Here is a 21,731-nt window from a genome sequence, read left to right on the forward strand (position 1 = left end):
CGGTCAGAACGGCGCATGATCAGATCAGCCCTTCCGACAGGCGGTGCAGGGTGCCGAACCGGTGCGCGGTGATGGAGACCGCTTGTTCCCGCAGGTGCGGCAGCATCTCGACCCGGCCCGCGGAGACGACGTCGCCGGAGTAGACCGCGATGTCGGGCTTGCCGCCGGTGGCGGAGACGATGCGGGCGGTTTCTTCGGCGCGGGAGGTGCTGGACGCTCCCGATGCCGGAGTGGCCCCGGTGACCAGCCGGATGCGGGCGCCGGCCTCGGGTCCGCTGCGCTCAGCCAGGCGCTGCAGGTGCGCGGTCCACGCGGCGTCGTCTTCCACGGTGACCGTGACCCCGGCGTGCGCGAGGGCGGCAGTGAGGGCCGCGGGGAGCTCGACGGCGGTACTCACGGTGGGGGCGGACTCCGCGGCGAGCCCGGCGGCGATCACCCGGACGCTGTGGTGCAGCGCCGCATCGGCGGCCAGGCGCACGACAACGGGGACCGGGCGGTAGCGCAACAGGTTGCGCTCGAACACCAGCTGGGAGGCGTCACGGGCCACCCCGAACTCCTCGGCCCAGGCGCGGGCGTCGGTGGCCAGTGCCGAGCGCAGCCACGCGGCGTCGTCGTCGTCGATCTCTGGCGTCTGCTCGACGGCGCGCAGCAGGCCAGCCACCGCGGGACGCACCTCCGGGGTGGAATCCGAGCCTGCGGGAGCTTCGTTCACCGGAGCGTCGGTCCAGGTGCCGAGGCCGTGCAGATAGTTCGGGCCGCCGGCTTTGGTGCCAGGACCGATAGCGGAGCGCTTCCAGCCCCCGAACGACTGCCGACGCACGATCGCCCCGGTGATCCCGCGGTTCACGTACAGGTTGCCGGCCTGTACGGTGTCCAGCCAGGTGGCCAGCTCATCGCGGTCCAGGGAGTGCAGCCCGGAGGTCAGGCCGTAGTCGATCTCGTTGACCATCTCGATGGCTTCCTCGAGGGTGTCCGCGGTCATCACACCCAGAATCGGGCCGAAGTACTCGGTGAGGTGGTACTCGGAGCCGCGGCGCACCCCGGAGCGCAGCCCCGGCGTCCACTGCGTGATCTCGCCGTGGCGGTCGCGCGCCAGCGGGTGATCGGACGGTACCGGTTCGGGCTTCAGCACCCACGTCTCGCCCTCGCCCAGGGTGGTAAGCCCGCGCAGCAGCTTGCCCGACGGCGCGTTAATGACGGGGCCCATCTGGGTCTCGAGGTCGTCGGGGGTGCCCACGGTGAGGGAGCGCACGCCGTCGATGAGCTGGCGGCGGAACCGCTCCGAGGTGGCCACCGAGCCGACCAGGATCACCAGGGAGGCGGCGGAGCATTTCTGCCCGGCGTGCCCGAACGCAGACTGCACCACGTCGCGGGCGGCCAAGTCCAGGTCGGCGTTGGGGGTGACGATGATGGCGTTCTTCCCGGAGGTTTCGGCCAGAATCGGGGCGTCGGGCCGGAACTCGCGGAACGTCGCGGCGGTGTCGTAGGACCCGGTAAGGATGATCCGGTCCACGCGTTCATCGGCGATCAGGGCGCTGCCCAGGGCTCGCTCGTCGAACTGCACGAACTGCAGCACCTCGCGCGGCACCCCGGCGTCCCACAGCGCTTCCACCATGACGGCGGCGGAGCGGGCCGAGGCGGCAGCGGGCTTGATGACGACGGCGGACCCGGCGGCCAGCGCGGAGAGCACGCCCCCGGCCGGAATGGCCACCGGGAAGTTCCACGGCGGGATCACCGCGACCAGCCGCGACGGACGATATTCGGCCCCCTCGACCTGACTCAGCTGTTGGCCGAGCATGGCGTAGTAGTTCGCAAAATCGATCGCCTCGGAGACTTCCGGATCGCCCTGGTCCAGGGTTTTGCCGCATTCGGAGCCCATCACCTCGAGCAGGTCCGCACGGCGGGCTTCCAGGCGCTCGCCGGCGCGGTAGAGGATTTCCGCACGCTCATCGGCGCTCAGCGACTGCCAGGAGTCGGCGGCGGCGACACCGCGCTCGACGATCTCGTTCAGCCCGGCCTCATCCGGCACCCGGGAGGATTCCACCAGCTCGGTGCCCAGGGTGGAGCCGACCATGCGCGCTGCAATGTCAGCACCCCAGGCGCGGTTGCCGGGCAGATCCGGGTCGGTGTCGGGGGTGTTCTCGAACTCCCCGGCCCGGCCGGCTTCCACCCGCTGCTGCACGCGGGCCTCGACGTCGTCGTCGCTCAGCTGGGCCGCACCGGCGGTGGTGGTGCGTCGATCTTGGCCTCGGGCCGGGGCCGGCACCCGGTAGGACTCCACGGTGCCGTCGCCGGTGATGGTCTCCAGCTTGGCCAGCGAATCCAGGAAGCGCTGCTTCTCACGCTCGAACAGCTCGGGGGTGTCGGTGAGCTGGAACAGCGCCGACATGAAGTTCTCCTGGCTCGCGCCCTCCTCCAACCGCCGGATCAGATACGCGATGGCGACGTCGAACTCCTGCGGGTGCACCACCGGGGTGTAGAGCAGCAGCGAGCCGACGTCCTTCTTCACGGCTTCGGCTTGACCGGTGGCCATGCCCAGCAGCATCTCGAACTCGATGCCCTCGGTGGCGCCGCGCGCCTGGGCGAGCAACCACGCCAGCGCGACGTCGAAGAGGTTGTGTCCGGCCACACCCACCCGCACATTCTGCGTGCGCTGCGGGGTGAGCGCGTAATCGAGCACCGCCTTGTAGTTGGTGTCGGAATCCTGCTTGGAGCCCCAGGTCGCCACCGGCCAGCCGTGCAGGGCGGCGTCGACCTGCTCCATCGGCAGATTCGCGCCCTTCACCACGCGCACCTTGATCGGCGCGCCACCCCGGGCCACGCGCGCCGCCGACCATGCTTGGAGGTCCATCATCACGCCCAGGGCGTCAGGCAGGTAGGTCTGCAGCACGATGCCGGCCTGCAGGTGCAGGAATTCAGGGCGCTCCAGAATCCGCTTAAACACCGCGACGGTGAGGTCAAGGTCCTTGTATTCCTCCATGTCCAGGTTGATGAACTTGTGCGGGGAGGCTTCCGCGGCGCGGGCGTACAGCGGCACCAGGTGCTCCTCGATGTGGTCCACCGCCTGATCAAAGCTCCAGTGGTTGTGCGGGGCCACCGTGGAAGACACCTTGATGGAGACGTAGTCGACGTCGTCGCGCGCGAGCAGCCGGTGGGTGCCCTCGAGCCGGCGGGCGGCTTCGTCCTCACCCAGGATGTACTCGCCGAGCAGGTTGATGTTGAGCCGGACGTCGTCGCTGCGCAGCTTCGCGATGGCGGGACCGAGTTTCTTGTCGGAGGCGTCGATGATGAGGTGGCTGACCATCTGGCGTAGCACGCGACGGGCGGTGGGGACCACGACGCCGGGCAGGGTGGAGGCCAGGGTGCCGCCGAGGCTGATGGCGCCGCGCATCGGGGCCGGCAGGAAGCTGGGGGTCAGCGGGACAATCTCCTGCAGTTTCTTGGCCGCGGCCCGGTGGTCTTCGGGGCGCACCACGCCGTCGACGAAGCCGACCGTGAAGTCCAGTCCGTTCGGGTCGCTGAGCACTCCGGCCAACCGCTCGGCCGAGGGGTCCGCGGGGTACTCTTCGGCCTCGGCCAGCCAGCGGTGCACCAGGGCGATGGCGTCGGCGGCCAGGTCCTGGGGGCGAACGTCGGGTGATGCGGGGGTGTTCACTGTGGCGGGTCTCCGTCTCTGGTGGTGCCTGTGCGGTGGATCACTACTTCAGCCAGTGTGGGCGCCATCCACCATGAAGTAAAGCAATTGTTTGTGGTGAGTATCATGAAGAAAAACCGGATGATCTACGACGACGGACGCCGAGCCGAGGAGCCGCCATGCTGGACCTGAAACGCCTGCGCCTGCTGTGGGAGCTGCACCATCGCGGCACCGTGGCGGCGGTGGCGAAGGCGCTGAGCTACAGCCCCTCGGCGGTGTCGCAGCAGCTGGCGGTGCTGGAGAAGGAGGCCGGGGTGCCGCTGATGCGGCGCACCGGACGCACCCTTACCCTGACGGCGGCGGGCGAGGCGCTGGTGGGCGAGACCGAGCAGCTGCTGGCCGGGCTGGAGCGCGCCGAATCGGCCCTGCATCGGGCCCGGGATGTGGTGGGTGGCACCCTGCGCGTGGCGGCGTTCCAGACGGCGATGATCGCCCTGATGCCGGGTGCGCTGCGGCGGTTGCGGCGCGATCATCCGGAGCTGCGGGTGGAAGCGGTGCACTACGAACCGGGGGAGGCGCTGCAGGAAACGTGGGGGCGCGGGTTCGACGTCGTCGTCGCCGAGCAGTACCCGGGGCATTCCACTGAGCATTTTCCGGGGTTGGAGCGGCAGCTGCTGCTCAGCGACCCGATCCGGTTGGCGGTGCCCCCGCGCGGGGTGGGGGATGCTGCGTTCGACGACGCCGAGCGGCTGGAGGATCTGCGTGAGCTGCCGTGGGTGATGGAGCCGCAGGGGGCGGCCACCCGGCATTGGGCGGAACAGGCGTGCCGGCTGGCCGGATTTGAGCCCGATGTCCGCTATGAAACGGCGGATCTGCGCACCCACATCCGGTTCATCGAGACCGGGAATGCGGTGTCCCTGCTGCCGGGGCTGCTGCACCAGGGGGTGGCCGGTCGCGTGCGGCTGATCGAGCTGGACGGGGAGCCGCGCCGCACCACTTTCACCGCGGCCCGGGCCTCGCACAGTGCCCACCCCGCGGTGGAAGCCGTGCGCGCCGCCCTGGCTGTTGAAGCCGCCGAACTCAGCCCGGAGCTCGGATCCGCTCAGTGATCCCCGCCGGCGCGCTGGGCGAGCAGGTGGGGCAGCAGCGGGTCGAGGACGGCAAGGCCGTCGCGGACCCCGGACGGTGAGCCGGGCAGGGTGATCACGAAGGTGCTGCCAACGAATCCGGCGACGCCTCGGGTGAGCGCGGCCATCGGGGTGGTCGCGGTGCCGCGGGCCCGGATCTGCTCGATGATCCCGGGGAGGGTGACGTCCAGCAGCGGAGTGACCTGCTCCGGGGTCTGATCAGTGGGGGAGACTCCGGTGCCCCCGGTGGTGATGACGACCCGGGCGCCGTCGTCGAGTGCCTGTCGGAGGGCCTGGCCCACGGGTGCGCCGTCGGGAACCACCGTGGGCTGGTCCGGGACGGTGCGGAATCCGCGCTCGTGCAGCCAGGCGCGGATGACCGGACCAGTGGCGTCCTCGGCGGTGCCGGCGGCCGCGCGGGTGGAGGCGACGATGACGGCCGCTCGTGGTTGACCTGGCTCACTCTGCGGAGTGCCGGGGGCGTCGTCGTGGGTCATTCGACCGACCAGTCGCCGGATTTGCCGCCGGATTTGGCGAGCACGCGGGTGTCGGTGATGACGGCGTGTTTATCCACGGCTTTGATCATGTCGTAGAGGGTGAGCGCGGCGACCGAGGCGGCGGTGAGGGCTTCCATTTCGACGCCGGTGGGGCCCTTGGTGGTGACGGTAGCGAGGATGCGGACGCTGGCGGTGCCGGAATCGGCGTCGTCGTGGATGTTTTCAGGGTCGGTGTCGAAGTCGATGGCGAGTTTGCTCAGCGGCAGCGGGTGGCACAGGGGGATGAGGTCGGAAGTGCGCTTGGCGGCCATGATGCCGGCGATACGGGCGGTGCCGAGGGCCTCGCCCTTGGGGAGGTCGCCGGAGCCGATGAGCGCGACGACCTCGGGCGTGGTGGTGAGGACGGCTTGGGCGCGGGCCGTGCGCTGGGTGACGGGCTTGTGGGTGACGTCGACCATGTGGGCGCTGCCATCGGTGCGGAGGTGGGTGAGTCGTGCGGGCTGATCTGGCTGGATGGGGGTGTCAGCGGGTTCAGTCATGGAGGCTCCAGGTGGTCACGGGGGTTCCGGCGGGCAGGTGGCTGACGCCGAGCGGGATCTCGGCGATGAGGTCGGCGGTGGCGAGGTTGTGCAGCAGGTGCGAACCCGGGGGGAGGCAGGTGACGGTGCCGTCGGTTTCGAGGACGGCGCGGCGCAGCTGCAGCTGGTGTTCCGGGGAGTCGACGTCGGTGGCGAGTGGGCGTTGGACGGTGGTGCGGCGGGCGGGGCGGCCAGCGAGTTCGCGCAGGGTGGGGACGAGGAAGAGCAGGGCGGAGAGCAGGGTGGAGACCGGGTTGCCGGGGAAGCACAGGGCGGGCAGGGTACTGGCGCCGGGTGCGCCGGTGTGGTGGGGAAGCTGGAGCGCGCCGAGTCCCTGGGGGCCGCCGGGTTGCAGGGCGATGGAGGCGAAACGGGCGCCGAGCGGTTGGAAGGTGTCGCGGACGACCTCGAAAGCGCCGGCGCTGATGCCGCCGGAGGTGACGACGAGATCGGGTGCGGTGTGCTCGATGACCAGGGCGAGCAGGGCCGCGGGGTCGTCGGGGCAGCGGGCGAGGGTGACCTCCGCGCCGGCGTCGCGCAGCAGGTGCACGAGCATGGGTCCGTTGGCATCGTGGATGCGCCCGGGAGCGAGTGCGGTGATGTCCGGGGTATCGGGGGCGAGCTCGTCGCCGGTGGTGCACACCAGGATGCGCATCCGCGGACGGACCGGGACGGTGGTGATTCCGGAGGCGGCCAGCGCGCCGAGGTGCGCGGGGGACAGGCGGGTACCGGCGTCGAAGAGCACCTGACCTGCGCGGATATCGGTGCCGCGGCGTCGGATGAAGGCGCCCGGCTCCGGGGTCTTGGTGATGCCGATCTGGGCGGTATGGGCGGGTTCGGGTGCGGCGCCGGTGCCTTCCGTGCCTTCGGGCGATGGCGGCGCCTGGGTGTGCCGGGTCAGCGCGGGAAACCGGCCCGTCGTCGTGGCTTCCACGGGGACCACCGCGTCGGCCCCGGCCGGGATGGGCGCGCCGGTCATCACCGGGGAGGCGGTGCCCGGAATATGCGTAGCCGGGGGGTCGCCGGCGGCGGTGGCCAGGCCGAGTGGAAGGCTGGGAGCGTTCAGTGATGGGAAAAGGCTCGTCAGATCCGCAACCCGCACGGCGTACCCGTCCATCTGCGAGTTGTCGAAGGGCGGCAGATCGGCGGGTGCGGTGATGCTGCGCGCGCAGACTCGCCCGGCGGCGGCGTCGAGCGGGATCAGCTCGGGTTCGGCTGCGTGCAACCGTGTCACGACGGGCGCGAGCAGCGCGGTGACCTCGGCAAGGTGGTCCTCGACGGTGCGGAGTTCAGTCACCGTGCTCATCCGCCGGCGAACGGGGGCAACACGTCTACGGTCAGCGGCGTCCCGGAGGTCTCGTCAGCGGCGTCGGCGTCACCCCGATCGGCGCCGGTCAGCGCGCCCCGATCACGCCGCACCACGCCGTCCACCAGGAACGATCCGCTGCGCAACACCTTCGCCATGGGATCGCCATACCGCTCGGTGAGCTCGGCGCGCAGCGCGGCCAGGGTGGGCTCGCCCAGCTCCAGGCGCTCCTGCGTCGTACCTGCAGCGTCGGCGGCGGCGGCGAAATAGCGCACGGTGAGCGCGGTCCTCGCCGGTGCGGTCGGGGGAGTCTCAGCGGTGCGGGGTGCCATAGTCACATGCTAGCCCGCCCGTAGAATGGCCGCATGTCAGACATCTCCACCGACATCACCACCGGCGCACCCGCCCGCTTGCCCGCCCTCGTGGACCCGGTGCCCGCTCTCAGCGCGGAACAGCGGGATCGCGCCGCCCGGCAGATCCGCCTGCCCGGTTTTGGTGAGGAAGCGCAGCGCCGTCTGGCCGCCGCCCGCGTGTTGGTGATCGGGGCGGGCGGCCTGGGGTCAGCTAGTGTCCCCTACCTGGTGGGCGCCGGGATCGGGACCATCGGCGTGGTGGACGACGACGTCGTGGAGCTGTCGAACCTGCACCGGCAGATCGCCCACGACACCGACGACGTGGGGCGCGCGAAGGTGGATTCGATGGCGGAGACGGCCGCGCGGCTCGACCCCGGCGTGACGATCGTGAAGCACCGGGAGCGGCTGACCTCGGTGAACGCCCTGGACGTGTTTGCCGACTATGACCTGGTGGTGGACGGCAGCGATAATTTCGCCACCCGCTACCTGAGCAATGACGCCGCGCAGCTCACCGGCATCCCGCTGGTGTGGGGCTCGATTCTGCAGTTCCACGGGCAGGTGTCGGTGGCCTGGCACGCACACGGCCCCGGATTCCGCGACCTGTTCCCGGTGCCGCCCGCACCCGAGGACGTCCTGAGTTGCGGCGAGGGCGGGGTGCTGCCGGGGTTGTGCGGCACCATCGGATCGCTGCTGGCCACCGAGGTGATGAAACTGGTGACCGGGGTCGGCGAGCCGCTGTTGGGGCGGGTGCTGGTGTACGACGCGCTCGCCGCCAGCACCCGTGAGATCACGTATCGACGGGACCCGGAGGCGGTGGCGGTGACCGAGCTGATCGACTATGAGCTGTTCTGCGCTGGCGGCGCGACGGCGCCCGAGGGGGTGGACGCCGGGGCGTTTGCCGGCGAGTACTCTGGTGGATTCTCCGGTGGTGCTGGCGGAAGCGACGACGGCGGACCTGACCCAGCGCGTCCCGTGCTGATTGACGTCCGCACCGCCGAAGAACATGCTCAGCGCAGCATCCCCGGCGCCCGACTGCTCCCGCTGGATGCGCTCGACGCCGCGGCGGACCAGGGAACGGACGCGGTGCGAGGCCTGCCCGCGCTCGCGGATCTGGTGGCCGACGGCACCGGCCCCGACGTCGTCGTGCACTGTGAACGCGATCCGCGCTCGATCCGGGCGGCACGGATCTTACGCGAGGCCGGATTCGACCGGGTGCGATACCTGCGTGGCGGAATCCGCGCGCTGACCACCGCCGCCCCGGAGCTCGTGAAGAGTAACGAGACCAGTGAACACCACCGAGGAGAAGCACATGTCTGATCTACCCGCACCCCTGGCCCGCGTGGGCGAGGACCCCATTGACGAAGCGGCCGTGCGCGCGGCGGTGGAGGCCCCCGATTGCGGCGCGCTGGTGCTGTTCCACGGGGTGATTCGCAATCACGACGGCGGGGAGTCCGTGCGCGCCCTCGACTACAGCGCACACCCGCAGGTGGGTCAGTTCATGGAGCGCATTGTGGCCGAGGAACAGCAGCGCACCGGGGTGCGGCTGGCGGCCTGGCACCGGATCGGCCCGCTGACGGTGGGCGACGCCGCCTTGGTCGCGGCCGCGGCGTCGGCGCATCGGGGCGAGGCGTTCGCCGCCATCGAACAGCTGGTGGAGCGGATCAAGCACGAGGTGCCGATCTGGAAGCGCCAGCACTTCGAGGCCGGAACCTCGGAGTGGGTCGGGCTCTGAATGCGGGGCCGGCGGCACTGACTGACCGCTGTGTTCCGGCTCAGCCTCCGATGTAGGACATCTCGATCCGCTTGCGGGTGGGGCTCAGCTCGGTGCGGTGCTCGGAGTAGCGGTCGGTGCGCGCCTTCCACCGACCCTGCAGAGCAGCAGCGACGTCGTCGTCCGTAGAGTCAATCGCGCCGGACTCCCCGTGTTCGTTGCGCAGCAGGGCGCGCACGTCGAACCCCTCCGAGGCGAACAGGCAGGTGAACAGCTGGCCTTCCGCGGAAATTCGCGCCCGCGAGCAGTCCCCGCAGAACGGTTGCGTGACCGAGGAAATCACGCCGATCTCGCCCGCGCCGTCACGGTAACGCCACCGTTTCGCCGTCTCGCCGGGGTTCCGCGGCGGCACCGGATCCAGCGGATGCACTGCGGAGATCCGCTCCACGATTTCGGCCGAGGGCACCACCTCATCGAGCACCCAGCCGTTCGAGGTGCCCACGTCCATGTACTCGATAAACCGCAGCACCTGACCCGTGCCCCGGAAATGCTCGGCGAGCGGGAGCAGCTCGTGATCGTTGGCGGAGCGCTTCACCACCGTGTTGATCTTGACGGGGCCCAGCCCGGCTTCCTCCGCGGCGGCGATGCCCTTCAGCACCCGTTCCACCGGGAATTTGACGTCGTTGAGCGCCATGAACTTCTCGTTGTTCAGCGAATCGAGCGACACCGTGACCCGGGTCAGTCCGGCCTCTTTCAGCGCCTGCGCCTTGACCGCCAGCGCGGATCCGTTGGTGGTCAGGGCCAGGTCCAGCGGCTCGCCGTCGAGGGTGCGCAGCTCGGCCAACTGGGCGATGAGGGTCTCGATCCCGCGGCGCAGCAGGGGCTCGCCGCCGGTCAAGCGCACTTTGCGCACGCCCAGTCGGATGCCGATGCGCACCAGCCGGGTGATCTCCTCGAAACTGAGCAGCTCGTCGCGCTCGAGGAACTGATAGTCGCGCCCGAAGACCTCCTTGGGCATGCAGTACACGCAGCGGAAGTTGCACCGATCGGTCACGGAGATGCGCAGATCGGTCAGCGGTCGCCGGTGCTGGTCGACGACGCTGAGGTTCAGGCGGCGTGCATTCGCGGGAATTTCGGGCACACTTCAGGCTAACACCCGTGTTCAAGCTCAGGCCTGCGGGCGCCCTAGCCTGCGGGCCGCAATCGCCTATCGGACGACGCGGAGGATCACCTCGGTTCCGGGTGGCAGGGTGTTGCGGTGGTGAGGGGCGACGACGACGCCGCCATCCGCGGTGACGGTGCCCCGCACCTCGCGCCCGGACTCGGCCGGCCCGGGATCCGGTGCTACGGGTGCCCGGTCCACCACCTGTCCGCGGTCCAGGGCCAGCACCCGATCCGCCAGCGCATCCAGGTCGTCGCCGTCGTGCGTGACCATCAGCGCCGGCACCTGCAACCGGGCCAGCTCGTCGCGCACCAGCTCGCGCAGCCCGGCCGCACTGTCCATGTCGAGTGCGGCGAATGCCTCGTCGAGTAGCACCACCTCCGGGGTGTGGGCCAGGGCGCGGGCCAGGGCAACCCGCTGCTGCTGACCCCCCGACAGCTCCGACGCGCGCGCCCGATCCCGCCCGGGCAGCCCCACCCGCTCCAGCCACTCGGCGGCCAGGGCGCGGGCCGGCCGGCGTCGCATCCCGTGGGCGCGGAGCCCGAAACTGATGTTGTCGGCGGCGTCGAGATGCGGGAACAGCCGCGGTTTCTGCTCCACGTAGCCCACGCGACGGCGCCAGGCGGGCAGCGCAGTCAGCTCGCGCGCCCCCACCGCGATGGAGCCGGTGAGCGTGGTGCCAGCGCGCTCGTCCAGCGTCCCGGCTACGGCCGCCAGCAGCGTGGTCTTCCCCGCGCCATTCGGTCCGACGACGCCGAGGGTCTCCCCGGGCGCCACCGTCAGTGCGGCCCGCAGCCGGAACTCGCCGCGCCGCACCTCGAGGTCCGCCGTCAGTCCCGCACCTGACCCCGAATTCCGTCCACCGGCAGCGGGACGCCGCTTGTCAGACATGTTCACTCGATTCGGCGCCGTTTTTGTTTGAAACTCGACGTCCGGCACCAGTCCCAGCACCAGCCCCGGTCCCGCGCCTTTCCCGGTCCGGCAGCCGAAGCACCAGGGTCACGAAGGAGATCGCGATGAGCAGCAGCGCCAGGGTGAGCGCGGTGTCCTGGCCGACGCCGGACCCGTTGAACGCGGTATAGATGGCCAGCGGGATGGTCTGGGTGACCCCCTCCGCATTGCCCGCAAACATCGCGGTCGCCCCGAACTCGCCCAGCGCCCTCGTGAAGCTCAGCACCGTCCCCGACACCAGCGCCGGCGCCAGTAGCGGCAGGGTCACCCGCCGCAGCACCGTGACCGGCCGGGCCCCCAGCCCTTCGGCCACGCGCCGGAAATCCGGGTCGGCGCTGCGCAGCGCGCCCTCCACCGAGATCACCAGAAATGGCAACGCCACGAACACCTGAGCCAACACGACCGCGAGGGTGGTGAACGGGATCCGCACCCCGGCCAACAGCAGCACGTCGCCGAGCAGCCCGCCCCGGCCCAGCAGCATCAGCAGCGCGAGCCCGCCCACCAGCGGCGGCAGCACCAGCGGCATCAGCACCACCCCGCGCACCAGGGTCGCCGGCCAACCGCGCAGGGTGGAGAGCTGTATGGCCAGCGGCACCCCGATCAGCACGCAGCACACCGTCGCGATCGACGCGGTGGCGAGCGAGAGCCCGAGGGCCCTCAGCGCGGTGGGGGTGGCTAGCACCGCAGGCACCTGCACCCAGTCCACGCGCAGCAGCAGGGCGATCAGCGGGAAGAGCAGGAACATCAGCCCGAGCCCAGCCGGGATCCACAGCCACCGCGAAATGCGCACCGCCGTCACCGTCTACTCACCGTCCTGTCGTCGCTGTCGCCGTCATGTTGATCGTCGGGTCACCACACTGCTCACCGACCCGCTCACGGTGCGCCGAAGCCGAAGTCCTCCAGCACCTGCTGGCCCTCCTCGGAGAGCACGAAGTCCACGAAGGCCTGGGCGGCGTCCGGTGCGTCAGCGTCCTGGAGCACGGTGATCGGGTAGCGGTTCGGGTTCTCGGCCGCGCCGTCGATCGTCCCCGCTTCCACCTCGCCGTCGGTGGTGGCCACATCGGTGCGATACACCAGCCCCGCGTCGGCCTCCCCGTTGACCACCTTCGACAGCGTGGCGCTCACGTTCTGCTCCTCCGACGCTGGGGTCAACTCGACTCCGGCCGCCTCCAGCAGCGTCCGGGCAGCGTTGCCGCACGGCACCTCGGCCGCACACATCACGGTGATCGGCGCGTCAGCTCCGTCCGTCCCGTCAGCCAGGTCCTCCAGCGATTCGATGCCCAGTGGGTTGCCCTGCTCGACGGCGATGACCAGCTCGTTGGTGGCGAACAGCACCGGGTCGTCCGCGGTCAGCTCGGCCGACACGGCGTCGTCCATGTTGGGCTCATCGGCGGAGGCGAACACATCGGCCGGGGCGCCGCCGGTGAGTTGGGTGACCAGGGTGGAGGAGCCATCGTATACCGTGGGCGCGAAGGTGACGTCGGGGTGGGCTTCCGCGAAGGCGGCGGTGAGTTCGTCGAAGGCGCCCTTCAGCGAGGCCGCGGCATACACCGTCAGCTCGCCGGACACCTCAGCGCCATCAGTGCTGCCCGACGACGAACCGCCCGACGACGCCGCCGCGTCCGTGGTACCGCCCGCATCGCCCGCGCCTGAGCCAGAATCCGCGCCCGAATCCCCACCGCATCCGGCGAGTAGCAGTCCGGCGCTGAGTAGCCCGGCTAGCAGCGCAGAGCGCGACGAGCGACAGGTGCGTGGGAGTGTCATGATGGACCGTCCTTCGGTGTGAGCGCTGACGTGAGTGCGACATCCGGAGGCGCTCAGCGCGGGGTTTCGACGATGACGTGGGTGGACTTCACCAGCGCGGTGGCGCGGGATCCGACCTCCAGCTCCAGTTCCTCCACCGCTTCGCGGGTCATGATGGACACCAGTCGGTGCGGCCCGGAATGCATCTCCACCACCGCCATCACGCCGTCGACGTCGACCTTCGTGACGATCCCGGTGAAGGTGTTGCGCGCGCTGCGCCGCACTGGATCCTCGTCACCTCCGGTGGCCAGGTGCTTGACGTGTTCGGCCAGCGAGCGGCCGTCCACCACCTGCACCCCGGAGGCGTCGGTGCCCGTGGTGAGCTTGCCGTCGTTGACCCAGCGCCGCACGGTGTCGTCACTGACACCCAACAGGCGCGCCACTTCTCGGATACGGAATTCTGTCACGAATCGAAGCGTATCACCGCGAATGCGTTTCAAATGGGGCGTTGCAGACGTACCTGCGAAAATTGACACCTCGGACACTTCGCTGCCTGTGGAGTTAGTTATGTCACACGATGTAGTGTTTTCCCGTCAGCACCTTCAGATGACGTTCAGCTGGGATCGATGTGGCATGAGATTCGAGCATTCACGCAGTTCAGACGCACCTTAGAGCAGCACCGTTCACACCTCACGAAAGAGTCACATGCGCATCCTCGATCGCGAAGCCATCATCGCGCCGCCGACGTTCAACCGCTGGCTGATGCCGGCCGCGGCGCTCGCCATCCACCTCTGTATCGGTCAGGTCTACGCGCTCAGCGTGTTCAAGACCCCGCTGATGGGTAATTTCGACGCCGGCGACGTCGCCATCGGCTGGGTGTTCTCCGTGGCGATCGCCATGCTGGGCATCTCCGCCGCGGTGGGCGGCACCTGGGTGGAACGTGCCGGACCCCGCAAGGCCATGGTCGTGGCGGGCGCGTTCTGGGTGGTCGGCTTCTTCGTGGCCACCCTGGGTATCTCCACCGGCCAGCTCTGGTTGCTGTACCTCGGCTACGGCGTGATCGGCGGTATCGGCCTGGGCATCGGCTACATCTCCCCGGTCTCGACCCTGATGAAGTGGTTCCCGGACCGCCCCGGTCTGGCCACCGGCTTGGCCATCATGGGCTTTGGTGGCGGCGCCCTGCTCGCCAGCCCCATGTCGAACTCGCTGATGGCGTTCTACGGTGGCGGTAGTGAACCCGAGCAGCTGATCGCGGGTCTGACGCCGACCTTCCTGACCCTGGCCATCGTCTATGCCGTCGCCATCACCTTGGGCGCGATCGTGATTCGCCTGCCGCACCCGGACTGGAAGCCGACTGGCTGGGACCCGTCGAAGGCAGTCAAGAAGAAGTTGCAGACCTCCGGAAACGTTTCGGCGAAGATGTCGATCCGCACCCCGCAGTTCTGGTTGTTGTGGATCGTGCTGTTCACCAACGTGACGGCGGGTATCGGCATCCTCGAGAACGCCGCTCCGATGATCCAGAGTTTCTTCTCCGACGTCGACGCCGCCACCGCCGCCGGGTTCGTGGGCCTGCTGTCCATTGCGAACATGGCCGGGCGCTTCCTGTGGTCCAGCGTTTCCGACTTCATCGGCCGGCAGAACATCTACATCGTCTACCTGGGTGTGGGCATCGTGATGTACCTGGTGATCGCGCTGTTCGGTGCGCAGAGCCTGATCATCTTCCTGATCGCTACCATGGTGATCCTGTCGTTCTACGGCGGCGGTTTCGCCACCATTCCGGCCTACTTGAAGGACATGTTCGGCGTCTATCAGGTGGGCGCCATCCATGGACGCCTGCTCACCGCGTGGTCGGCAGCGGGCGTGGCCGGGCCGTTGATCGTCAATATGGTGATCGAGAACCGTCGGGCCGCCGGGGCCGAGGGTGCCGACGTCTACATCCTGTCGCTCTACATCATGGTGGGCCTGCTCGCCCTCGGTTTGGTGGCGAACCTGCTGATGCGCCCGGTGAGGGAGAAGTTCTTCGCCTCCGAGGAGGAGGTCGAAGCCGCCAAGGTGCACGAAACCAACGGCAACGGTGGGGCGCAGCCGATCCACTCGACCGGCGGCATCTACAAAATCGTGGCGTACGCGCTGACCGGTGTCGTCATCGTGGGTCTGATCTACGCACTGACCCAGGTGCTGATCAAGGCCGGAGCGTTCTTCTAGGCGAGAATGTGAGCTCAATCCCGTATCCTCGATATACGGAGCAATCTGAGGTAGATGACGCGCGTCACGCACCGCTGAGAGTGCGGAAGACGGCGCGGAGAGATCCTGAGGGGGTCGACCATGTCTGATGTACGAGGACGGATCGTCGAATTCAACGATATTGACGAGAACGCCCTGGAAGTCTCGAAGCCGAAGGGTGCCGCTGCCGGGCTGAAAGCCGTGGAAGTGGCCCTGCAGCGTGCCGTGCGTCAGGGTGGGGTGAGCCGCACCGTCCGTTCGCTGTATCGGATCAATCAGCCCGACGGCGTCGACTGCCCCGGCTGTGCGTGGCCCGAGTCGATCACCGGCGACCGCAAGAAGATCGAGTTCTGCGAGAACGGCGCCAAGGCCCTGGCCGAGGAGAACACCACGCGTGTAGCCAGCCCGGAATGGTGGGCACAGTACTCGATCGCGGAGCTGGAGCAGAAGACCGAGTACTGGTTGGGTCAGTCCGGGCGCATCACGCACCCGATGATCATCCGCGAGGGCGAGACGCACTACCAGCCGATCACCTGGAACGAGGCGTTCACGACGATCGCCGAGCACGTTCACGCGACGACGCCGGACCGGTGCACCTTCTACACCTCGGGCCGCACGCCGAACGAGACAGCGTTCATGTACCAGTTGATCGCCCGCTCGCTGGGTACCAACAACCTGCCGGACTGCTCGAACATGTGCCACGAGTCTTCGGGTAGCGCGCTGAACCCGACGATCGGCATCGGTAAGGGCACCGTGTCCCTGGAGGATCTGGAAAAGGCGGAGCTGATCTTCGTCGTCGGGCAGAACCCGGGCACCAACCACCCGCGCATGCTGGGCTCGCTGGCCGAGTGTCGCAAGAACGGCGGCAAGGTGGTGGCGGTGAACCCGCTGCCGGAGGCCGGGCTGCTGCGTTTCAAGGACCCACAGACGCCGAAGGGCCTGCTGGCCGACGGCGAACGGACCTCGGACGAGTTCCTGCAGATCAAGGTCGGCGGTGACCTGGCATTGCTTCAGGCGCTGGGCCACCTGCTGCTGCAGAAGGAAGCCGAAGCGCCGGGGACCATTGTGGACCGCGAGTTCGTGGAGTCCTCCACCCTCGGGTTCCAGGAGTACGCTGACGCGAGGGCCGAGCTGGATTGGGATGCCACTCTGGAGGCCACCGGCCTGGAACGGTCGGAGATTGAGATGGCCGCCGACATGCTGGCAAATTCGAAGGCCACCATTTTCTGCTGGGCGCTGGGCATCACGCAGCAACCGCATTCGGTGGACACCATCAAGGAGATCATCAACCTGCTGCTGTTGCAGGGTAACTTCGGCAAACCGGGTGCCGGTGCCTGCCCCGTGCGCGGGCACTCGAACGTGCAGGGCGACCGGACTTTCGGTATTTGGGAAAAGCCCACCGAAGCGCTGCTGGAGCGGATCGACAAGGAATTCGGCATCACCTCCCCGCGTGAGCACGGCTACGATTCCACCGAGTCGATGGACGCCATGTATGACGGCAAGACCGACGTCTTCGTCTCCCTGGGTGGCAACCTGGCGATGGCGAATTCGGACACCGCGCACATGGAGGAGGGTCTGCGGCGCACCGGGCTGACGGTGCACATCTCGACCAAGCCGAACCGTTCGCACGTCACTCACGGCAAGACCTCCATCATTCTGCCGACCCTCGGCCGCACCGACCTGGACGATAAGCACCCGGGCGGGATGCAGTTCCTGTCCGTGGAGAACTCGATGTCGGTGATCAGCCGCACGCAGGGTCGCCTACAGCCGGTGTCGGACCACCTGCTGGCCGAGCCGGTGATTCTGGCGCGGATGGCGCGGGAGATTTTCGGTCCGGACCATATTGTGGACTGGAAGGCGATGGCGGATGACTACGATGTGATCCGCGACCACTGCTCGCGCGTGATTCCGGGCACCGAGGACTTCAACACCCGGGTGCGCACGAAGTACGGTTTCGTGCTTCCGAACCCGCCGCGCGATCGGCGCAGCTTCGCCACCGCAGCCGGCAAGGCGCACTTCACGGTGAGCCCGTTGGAGTACCTGACGCCGCCTGAGGGGCACCTGGTGTTGCAGACGATGCGCTCTCATGATCAGTACAACACCACCTTCTATGGTCTCGATGACCGGTACCGCGGTATCAAGGGCGGTCGCCGGGTGATTCTCATCCACCCGGAGGACCTGAAGGAGACCGGCTTCGCGGATCGGACCCTGGTGGACGTCATTTCGGTGTTCAAGGGTGAAGAGCGACGCGCGGATCGGTTCCGTTTGGTGGCGTACCCGACGGCGCGGGGCTGTGTGGCTGCCTACTACCCGGAGGCGAACGCACTGGTGCACCGCGAGCTGGTGGCACGCGAGTCCAACACCCCGGGCTTCAAGGCGGTGATGGTGCGTTTCGAAGAGCGCGCCGAGGATCCACAGGGCGCCAATGAGTACGACCAAGAAGAATCCACGGTCGAAGCCGCGCTGTAAGACGCGCGATGTATGTAGGTCAGCTGTAGGTCGGTACAGAAAACTGGCACGATAGGTCGGCACGACGAAACACATTTTCTCGCGTCGGCCTACTGTCGTGTTGGCTCACTCCCGCCTGGGTCGCCAGTAGGTGTTCCGCCTCGGTACTTGGCCGGGGTCGATGTAGGGTGGCGCGGTGAACCAGGGCACGTCATCGATGATGTGGATGTCCCAGTCGCCTCGGTCGGCTAACCGGTGATCGTGGTGGCATAGCAGTACCCCGTTGGCGGTGGAGGTGGGGCCGTGGTTGCGGGCCGGGTCGATGTGGTGGCTTTCGCACCACGGTGCCGGTGTAGTGCATCCGGGGGCGGCGCAGCCGCCGTCGCGGGCGACGAGGGCTTTGCGTAGGTGTTTATCGAAGAATCGTTCACTGGTGCCGACATCTAGCACTTGTCCTGCACCGCCTAGGACGACGGGCAGGATCTCGGCTTCGCAGAGTAGGTGGCGGATGGCGGCGGGGCTGATCTGGCCGGTGTAAGAGCCCTGGGAGAGTTCGAAACTCGGTAGGGTGCCGTCAGTCAGCCAGGCCGGGTCGAAGTTCTTCGGAGCGATCCCTGACTGGTGCATCATGCGTAGCAGCAGGGGCAGGTCGATGGTGACCAGCATCTGGGGCCGGGCCCCGCCTTGGTCTGGGAGTTTGTTGTGGGGGACTTTCAATCCTGCGGTGAGGACTCCGATCAGAGCGTCGTGGGCTTTCTGGTCCCGGGTGCGGGTATCCAAGCTCTCGGATGGGTTCCCGTCAGCATCGACCGCATGAGTTTCAGTGCCAGCCTCTGAGGTGCTGGTCGTGTTTTCGCTGTGGGAGCCAGGGGTGGCTCTGGGGTTGTTCATCGCGTGGACCAGGGTGGAGAGGAGTTCGTCGCCGGCTTGGTCGGTGGCGCATTGCCAGATGCTGAGCTTGCCCCGAGTGCCGATGCGACGTAGTCCCCGCTTCTTTTCGGCGATTTTGTCGTCGGGTGCTTGGCCGTCGGGATTGATCCGAGTGCTGGTGCGTTGTTTCCACCCGGACGCGTAGGCAGTGAAGGCGTTGTCATCAAACTCCCGGGCCTGATCAACCAGGGTTTTCTCCCCGTCGTGGATGAGTTTCGTGACCTCTTCTGGGTCAGTGCTCACGGAGCGGGCTTCTTCATCCACCGCGTTCAGGGCGTCGATGATGGCCTGGGTGGCTCGTGGGGTGATGTCTCCGTCGACGGCGGCGTCGTGGACTTCGGGCAGCGGGGGTTCGGTGGTGGTGCCCGCGGCGTCGGCGAGGCTGGCCAGGGTGGTATCGGGGTGGATGGCGTTTGCGGTGTGGACACGACGCCGAGCAACACCAAACCCAACATGGGTCTGGAAGCGCAGATAGTCGGCGGCGTTTTTATGCGCTAACCGCCCGGTGGGTAACCCGAGGAGTTCTAGGCGTTGTTCGTGCAGGGGGAAGATCCGCCCGACAATCCCGGCCAACGCGGTTTCCACGTTCTCACACAGTCGGCCCAGGGTAGCGGCCTGGGTGATGATGCTGGGCAGCGACCCGGCCGGGTCATCGCAGACGATGGCGTCCTCATTGTTCTTGCCGCCGGTGGCGTAGTGGCCTTTCTCGTTGGGTAGGAATGAGGTGCCCCAGTCCTGGCGGGTGTCGGGTGTCTGCCGGTGGAACGGGGTGAACTCGTCGTGGGCATGGGCCGCAGAGACGCGCCGGCTCAGGGTGGTGAGGCCCTGTTCAAGCAGGGCAGTCAGATCGGCGGTGTTCAGGTCATCGAGGGCGTCGAGGAGCTCGGGCAAGGCAGGAAGGGGTGACGGGACAATGATGGTCACGATGTTGCTCCCTTCCCGATCTGGTCCAGTGTTAACGATATTGCTGGTACGTATGTTCTAGGTCAAAGTCTAGTAGATGTTTCAATTCAAGGGAAGTGGTGATCGATGTTGGGGATAAGTTGGGCGCCGAAATGAGTGGGTGCGCGGGGTGGTGCGGGAGGCGGGTCCTCCACAGGGATGCGACACGCGTTCCATAGCTGCGCTGCAAGAGTCAGCGTGAAGAACACGAACCACGAGGCGCTTATCTCGTCCTATCCATCGATCAGGATGGTGTTGTGAACACCAGCTAATCCTCTTTCTCGATGAAGTGAACGGACACCGCGGTAGGTCACCGACCCCCGCGGTCGACAAAGCGAGGTACACCTATGGAAAGTGCGCGCGATTGTGGCACTGGGACAACGATCAACATCGCCAACCTGCTTAGGGCCGAGCGCCGAGAGCCCGGATCTTGGGCGCAAGCGAAGGCTGAACGATCCTGGGAATGTCCGGGATGTCAAGGATTCGCCTGGATGGTCAAACGCAATTCCAGCGCCGGCCATTTCTCGGCTCACCACGCCACTGGTTGTCTTATGGAAGGCCGACAAGTCGACAACGCTCCCGGCGTCGTAGAACCCCGACGGCGGCCCCTGAACAATGACGCATCTGTCTTGGTGTTGCGTCTAGATTCGCGGGTTACTGGACGGGATGGACAAGAAATTCATGCGGACGGAAGCGACCCGGACAGCGCAGGGCGAAGGGGTTCTGCTCTCGACGGCAGAGTCCACCAGGAAGGGCATAGCCAATCACATAATGTGTCGTCTCTTCTGCGGCATCTCATTGCTGATGAAGGGTATGTGCAGGGGCTGGTAGACGCTGGAAGGGTTATGGAGGTCCCTGAACGCGGTCGGGTTAGTCCGGAAGATTTGATCTGGTCGATGGACGAACTGGACCCGCGTAACAGGGCCATGATGGGACGACACGTGATCGTATGGGGCAAGGTCTATTCGGCCAACCATCACCAGCGGACGGGTTCGTGGTTTTTGAACCAGGGTGCTGCGGGCTACAACAAGGGCGCCGTCGAAATCTCGGAAGACCTCGCTGCTGTACTCATAACTCTGAACGCGCGCAACGGAGTTGAGGCCTTCTCGGACTTCAGCGGTTGGTACGTGATCGCCTACGGCAAAACTCGATTGATGGCGAATGGGGGCGTGGGCATCACACCGCTGTGCTCAGACGCTGTGGCCCTGCTTCCGGCAGCTCGTGGGCGGAGAAGCTAGCCGGTGAAGGTGGAGTCGATGACGCGGTCGTCGCGGGTGTAGACCACCATGGAGGACCCGCGCAGAAAACCGACGATGGTGATGCCGGCGTCGTCAGCCAGATCTACCGCGAGCGACGACGGCGCGGACACGGCGGCCAGCATCGGAATGCCGGCCATCAGCGCCTTCTGGGTGAGCTCGAAGCTGGCCCGCCCGGACACCATCAGCACGTGGCCGCGCGCGGGAAGCAGTCCCTGCTGCAGCGCCCAGCCGACCACCTTGTCCACCGCGTTGTGGCGTCCGACGTCCTCGCGCAACACCAGCATCTCCCCGGTGGTGCCGTCGAAGAGGCCGGCCGCGTGTAGCCCGCCGGTGCGTTCAAACACCGCCTGCTGGTCGCGCAGCTTCTCCGGGAAGGTGGTGAGCAGCCCGGCTTCAATGACGAGCGGATCATGGCGCACCTCGAACTTCGACGTCGTCGCGACCGCATCGATGCTGGCCTTGCCGCACACCCCGCAGGAGCTGGTGGTGTAGAAATTGCGCTCTACGGAGGGGTCGGGCGGGGCGACGCCGGGGGCCAGGCTGAGATCGAGCACGTTGTAGGTGTTGACGTCGTCGACCACGGCGCCCGCGCAGTACCGGGCCGCGGCGAGCTCGCCGGCCGAGGAAATGACACCCTCGGAGACCAGGAACCCGGTGGCCAGTTCGACGTCGTGGCCGGGGGTGCGCATGGTGACGGCCAGCGGGGTGCCGCCGACGCGCAGCTCCAGCGGTTCCTCCCCGGAGAGGGAATCGGGGCGCTGGGTGCGCTTCTCTCCGACGGTGATGCGGGTGACGCGACGGCGGGCGGCGATGCGGGACATGGCACCAGTCTGCCCCGTTTGGTGCGCGAGTGCGAGGTGGCGCGCC

At 67.7% G+C, this 21,731-nt stretch carries 18 protein-coding genes; 6 read left to right on the forward strand and 12 right to left on the reverse strand.

From position 1 onward, the window contains the following. Positions 1-19: 19 nt before the first annotated feature. Positions 20-3,655 carry a bifunctional proline dehydrogenase/L-glutamate gamma-semialdehyde dehydrogenase gene (locus P8192_RS00590; RefSeq protein ID WP_278157755.1) on the reverse strand — a complete coding sequence of 1,212 codons (3,636 nt, stop codon included), beginning with the start codon at positions 3,653-3,655 and terminating at the stop codon, positions 20-22. Positions 3,656-3,813: 158 nt separating this feature from the next. Here P8192_RS00590 and P8192_RS00595 point away from each other — a divergent pair, with 158 nt between their 5' ends. Beyond that, positions 3,814-4,743 (forward strand): LysR family transcriptional regulator, encoded by a 930-nt coding sequence (locus tag P8192_RS00595; protein ID WP_278157756.1) that lies wholly within the window; start codon positions 3,814-3,816, stop codon positions 4,741-4,743. On the opposite strand, the gene P8192_RS00600 is transcribed toward P8192_RS00595, so the two are convergent. The 4 genes from P8192_RS00600 to P8192_RS00615 are packed head-to-tail and all read right to left on the reverse strand — an operon-like array spanning position 4,737 to position 7,474. Continuing rightward, the gene (locus P8192_RS00600; protein WP_278157757.1) at positions 4,737-5,258 is read right to left on the reverse strand and encodes a MogA/MoaB family molybdenum cofactor biosynthesis protein; all 522 of its coding nucleotides are present in this window, start codon (positions 5,256-5,258) and stop codon (positions 4,737-4,739) included. The two genes, P8192_RS00595 and P8192_RS00600, sit on opposite strands and share 7 nt — an antisense overlap. Continuing rightward, the gene (gene moaC / locus P8192_RS00605; protein WP_278157758.1) at positions 5,255-5,797 is read right to left on the reverse strand and encodes a cyclic pyranopterin monophosphate synthase MoaC; all 543 of its coding nucleotides are present in this window, start codon (positions 5,795-5,797) and stop codon (positions 5,255-5,257) included. The genes P8192_RS00600 and moaC overlap by 4 nt, the downstream gene beginning before the upstream one ends. Next, on the reverse strand, positions 5,790-7,133 hold the full coding sequence (locus P8192_RS00610) for a molybdopterin molybdotransferase MoeA (protein WP_278157759.1): 1,344 nt from the start codon (positions 7,131-7,133) through the stop codon (positions 5,790-5,792). The genes moaC and P8192_RS00610 overlap by 8 nt, the downstream gene beginning before the upstream one ends. Positions 7,134-7,138: 5 nt before the next feature. Next, complete coding sequence (locus tag P8192_RS00615; RefSeq protein ID WP_278157760.1) at positions 7,139-7,474, reverse strand: MoaD/ThiS family protein; 336 nt, start codon at positions 7,472-7,474, stop codon at positions 7,139-7,141. Between the two features lie 33 nt (positions 7,475-7,507). On the opposite strand from P8192_RS00615, the gene P8192_RS00620 reads away from it, so the two are divergent. Then, a complete protein-coding gene (locus P8192_RS00620) occupies positions 7,508-8,812 on the forward strand; it encodes a ThiF family adenylyltransferase (RefSeq protein WP_278157761.1) in 1,305 nt (434 codons plus the stop codon). Next, positions 8,805-9,227 (forward strand): molybdenum cofactor biosynthesis protein MoaE, encoded by a 423-nt coding sequence (locus P8192_RS00625; protein ID WP_278157762.1) that lies wholly within the window; start codon positions 8,805-8,807, stop codon positions 9,225-9,227. The genes P8192_RS00620 and P8192_RS00625 overlap by 8 nt, the downstream gene beginning before the upstream one ends. A gap of 40 nt (positions 9,228-9,267) precedes the next feature. Here the strand turns inward: P8192_RS00625 and moaA are convergent, their stop codons facing one another. The 5 genes from moaA to P8192_RS00650 all read right to left on the reverse strand — a co-directional run bounded on the left by moaA (position 9,268) and on the right by P8192_RS00650 (position 13,529). After that, entirely contained in the window at positions 9,268-10,347 is a 1,080-nt protein-coding gene (gene moaA / locus P8192_RS00630; protein WP_278157763.1) for a GTP 3',8-cyclase MoaA, read from the reverse strand. A gap of 66 nt (positions 10,348-10,413) precedes the next feature. After that, positions 10,414-11,259 carry an ABC transporter ATP-binding protein gene (locus P8192_RS00635; protein WP_278157764.1) on the reverse strand — a complete coding sequence of 282 codons (846 nt, stop codon included), beginning with the start codon at positions 11,257-11,259 and terminating at the stop codon, positions 10,414-10,416. Continuing rightward, positions 11,252-12,064 carry an ABC transporter permease gene (locus P8192_RS00640; RefSeq protein ID WP_431521154.1) on the reverse strand — a complete coding sequence of 271 codons (813 nt, stop codon included), beginning with the start codon at positions 12,062-12,064 and terminating at the stop codon, positions 11,252-11,254. The genes P8192_RS00635 and P8192_RS00640 overlap by 8 nt, the downstream gene beginning before the upstream one ends. Positions 12,065-12,192: 128 nt before the next feature. After that, positions 12,193-13,083 carry a molybdate ABC transporter substrate-binding protein gene (gene modA, locus P8192_RS00645; protein ID WP_278157766.1) on the reverse strand — a complete coding sequence of 297 codons (891 nt, stop codon included), beginning with the start codon at positions 13,081-13,083 and terminating at the stop codon, positions 12,193-12,195. Between the two features lie 53 nt (positions 13,084-13,136). Continuing rightward, positions 13,137-13,529, reverse strand: coding sequence for a TOBE domain-containing protein (locus P8192_RS00650; protein ID WP_278157767.1), 393 nt, complete (start codon positions 13,527-13,529; stop codon positions 13,137-13,139). A 238-nt stretch (positions 13,530-13,767) separates the two neighbouring features. On the opposite strand from P8192_RS00650, the gene P8192_RS00655 reads away from it, so the two are divergent. Next, positions 13,768-15,267: an L-lactate MFS transporter gene (locus tag P8192_RS00655; protein WP_278157768.1), complete on the forward strand. Its 1,500-nt coding sequence runs from the start codon at positions 13,768-13,770 to the stop codon at positions 15,265-15,267. Between the two features lie 120 nt (positions 15,268-15,387). After that, on the forward strand, positions 15,388-17,754 hold the full coding sequence (locus tag P8192_RS00660) for an FdhF/YdeP family oxidoreductase (protein ID WP_278157769.1): 2,367 nt from the start codon (positions 15,388-15,390) through the stop codon (positions 17,752-17,754). Between the two features lie 105 nt (positions 17,755-17,859). On the opposite strand, the gene P8192_RS00665 is transcribed toward P8192_RS00660, so the two are convergent. Next, positions 17,860-19,587 (reverse strand): HNH endonuclease signature motif containing protein, encoded by a 1,728-nt coding sequence (locus P8192_RS00665; protein ID WP_278157770.1) that lies wholly within the window; start codon positions 19,585-19,587, stop codon positions 17,860-17,862. Positions 19,588-20,501: 914 nt separating this feature from the next. On the opposite strand from P8192_RS00665, the gene P8192_RS00670 reads away from it, so the two are divergent. Beyond that, the gene (locus P8192_RS00670; RefSeq protein ID WP_278157771.1) at positions 20,502-20,843 is read left to right on the forward strand and encodes a hypothetical protein; all 342 of its coding nucleotides are present in this window, start codon (positions 20,502-20,504) and stop codon (positions 20,841-20,843) included. Here the strand turns inward: P8192_RS00670 and fdhD are convergent. Next, positions 20,840-21,685, reverse strand: a complete 846-nt coding sequence (gene fdhD / locus P8192_RS00675; RefSeq protein WP_278157772.1) for a formate dehydrogenase accessory sulfurtransferase FdhD — start codon at positions 21,683-21,685, stop codon at positions 20,840-20,842. The genes P8192_RS00670 and fdhD overlap by 4 nt on opposite strands. Between the last annotated feature and the right edge of the window lie 46 nt (positions 21,686-21,731).

Source organism: Citricoccus muralis (assembly GCF_029637705.1).
Classification (GTDB): domain Bacteria; phylum Actinomycetota; class Actinomycetes; order Actinomycetales; family Micrococcaceae; genus CmP2.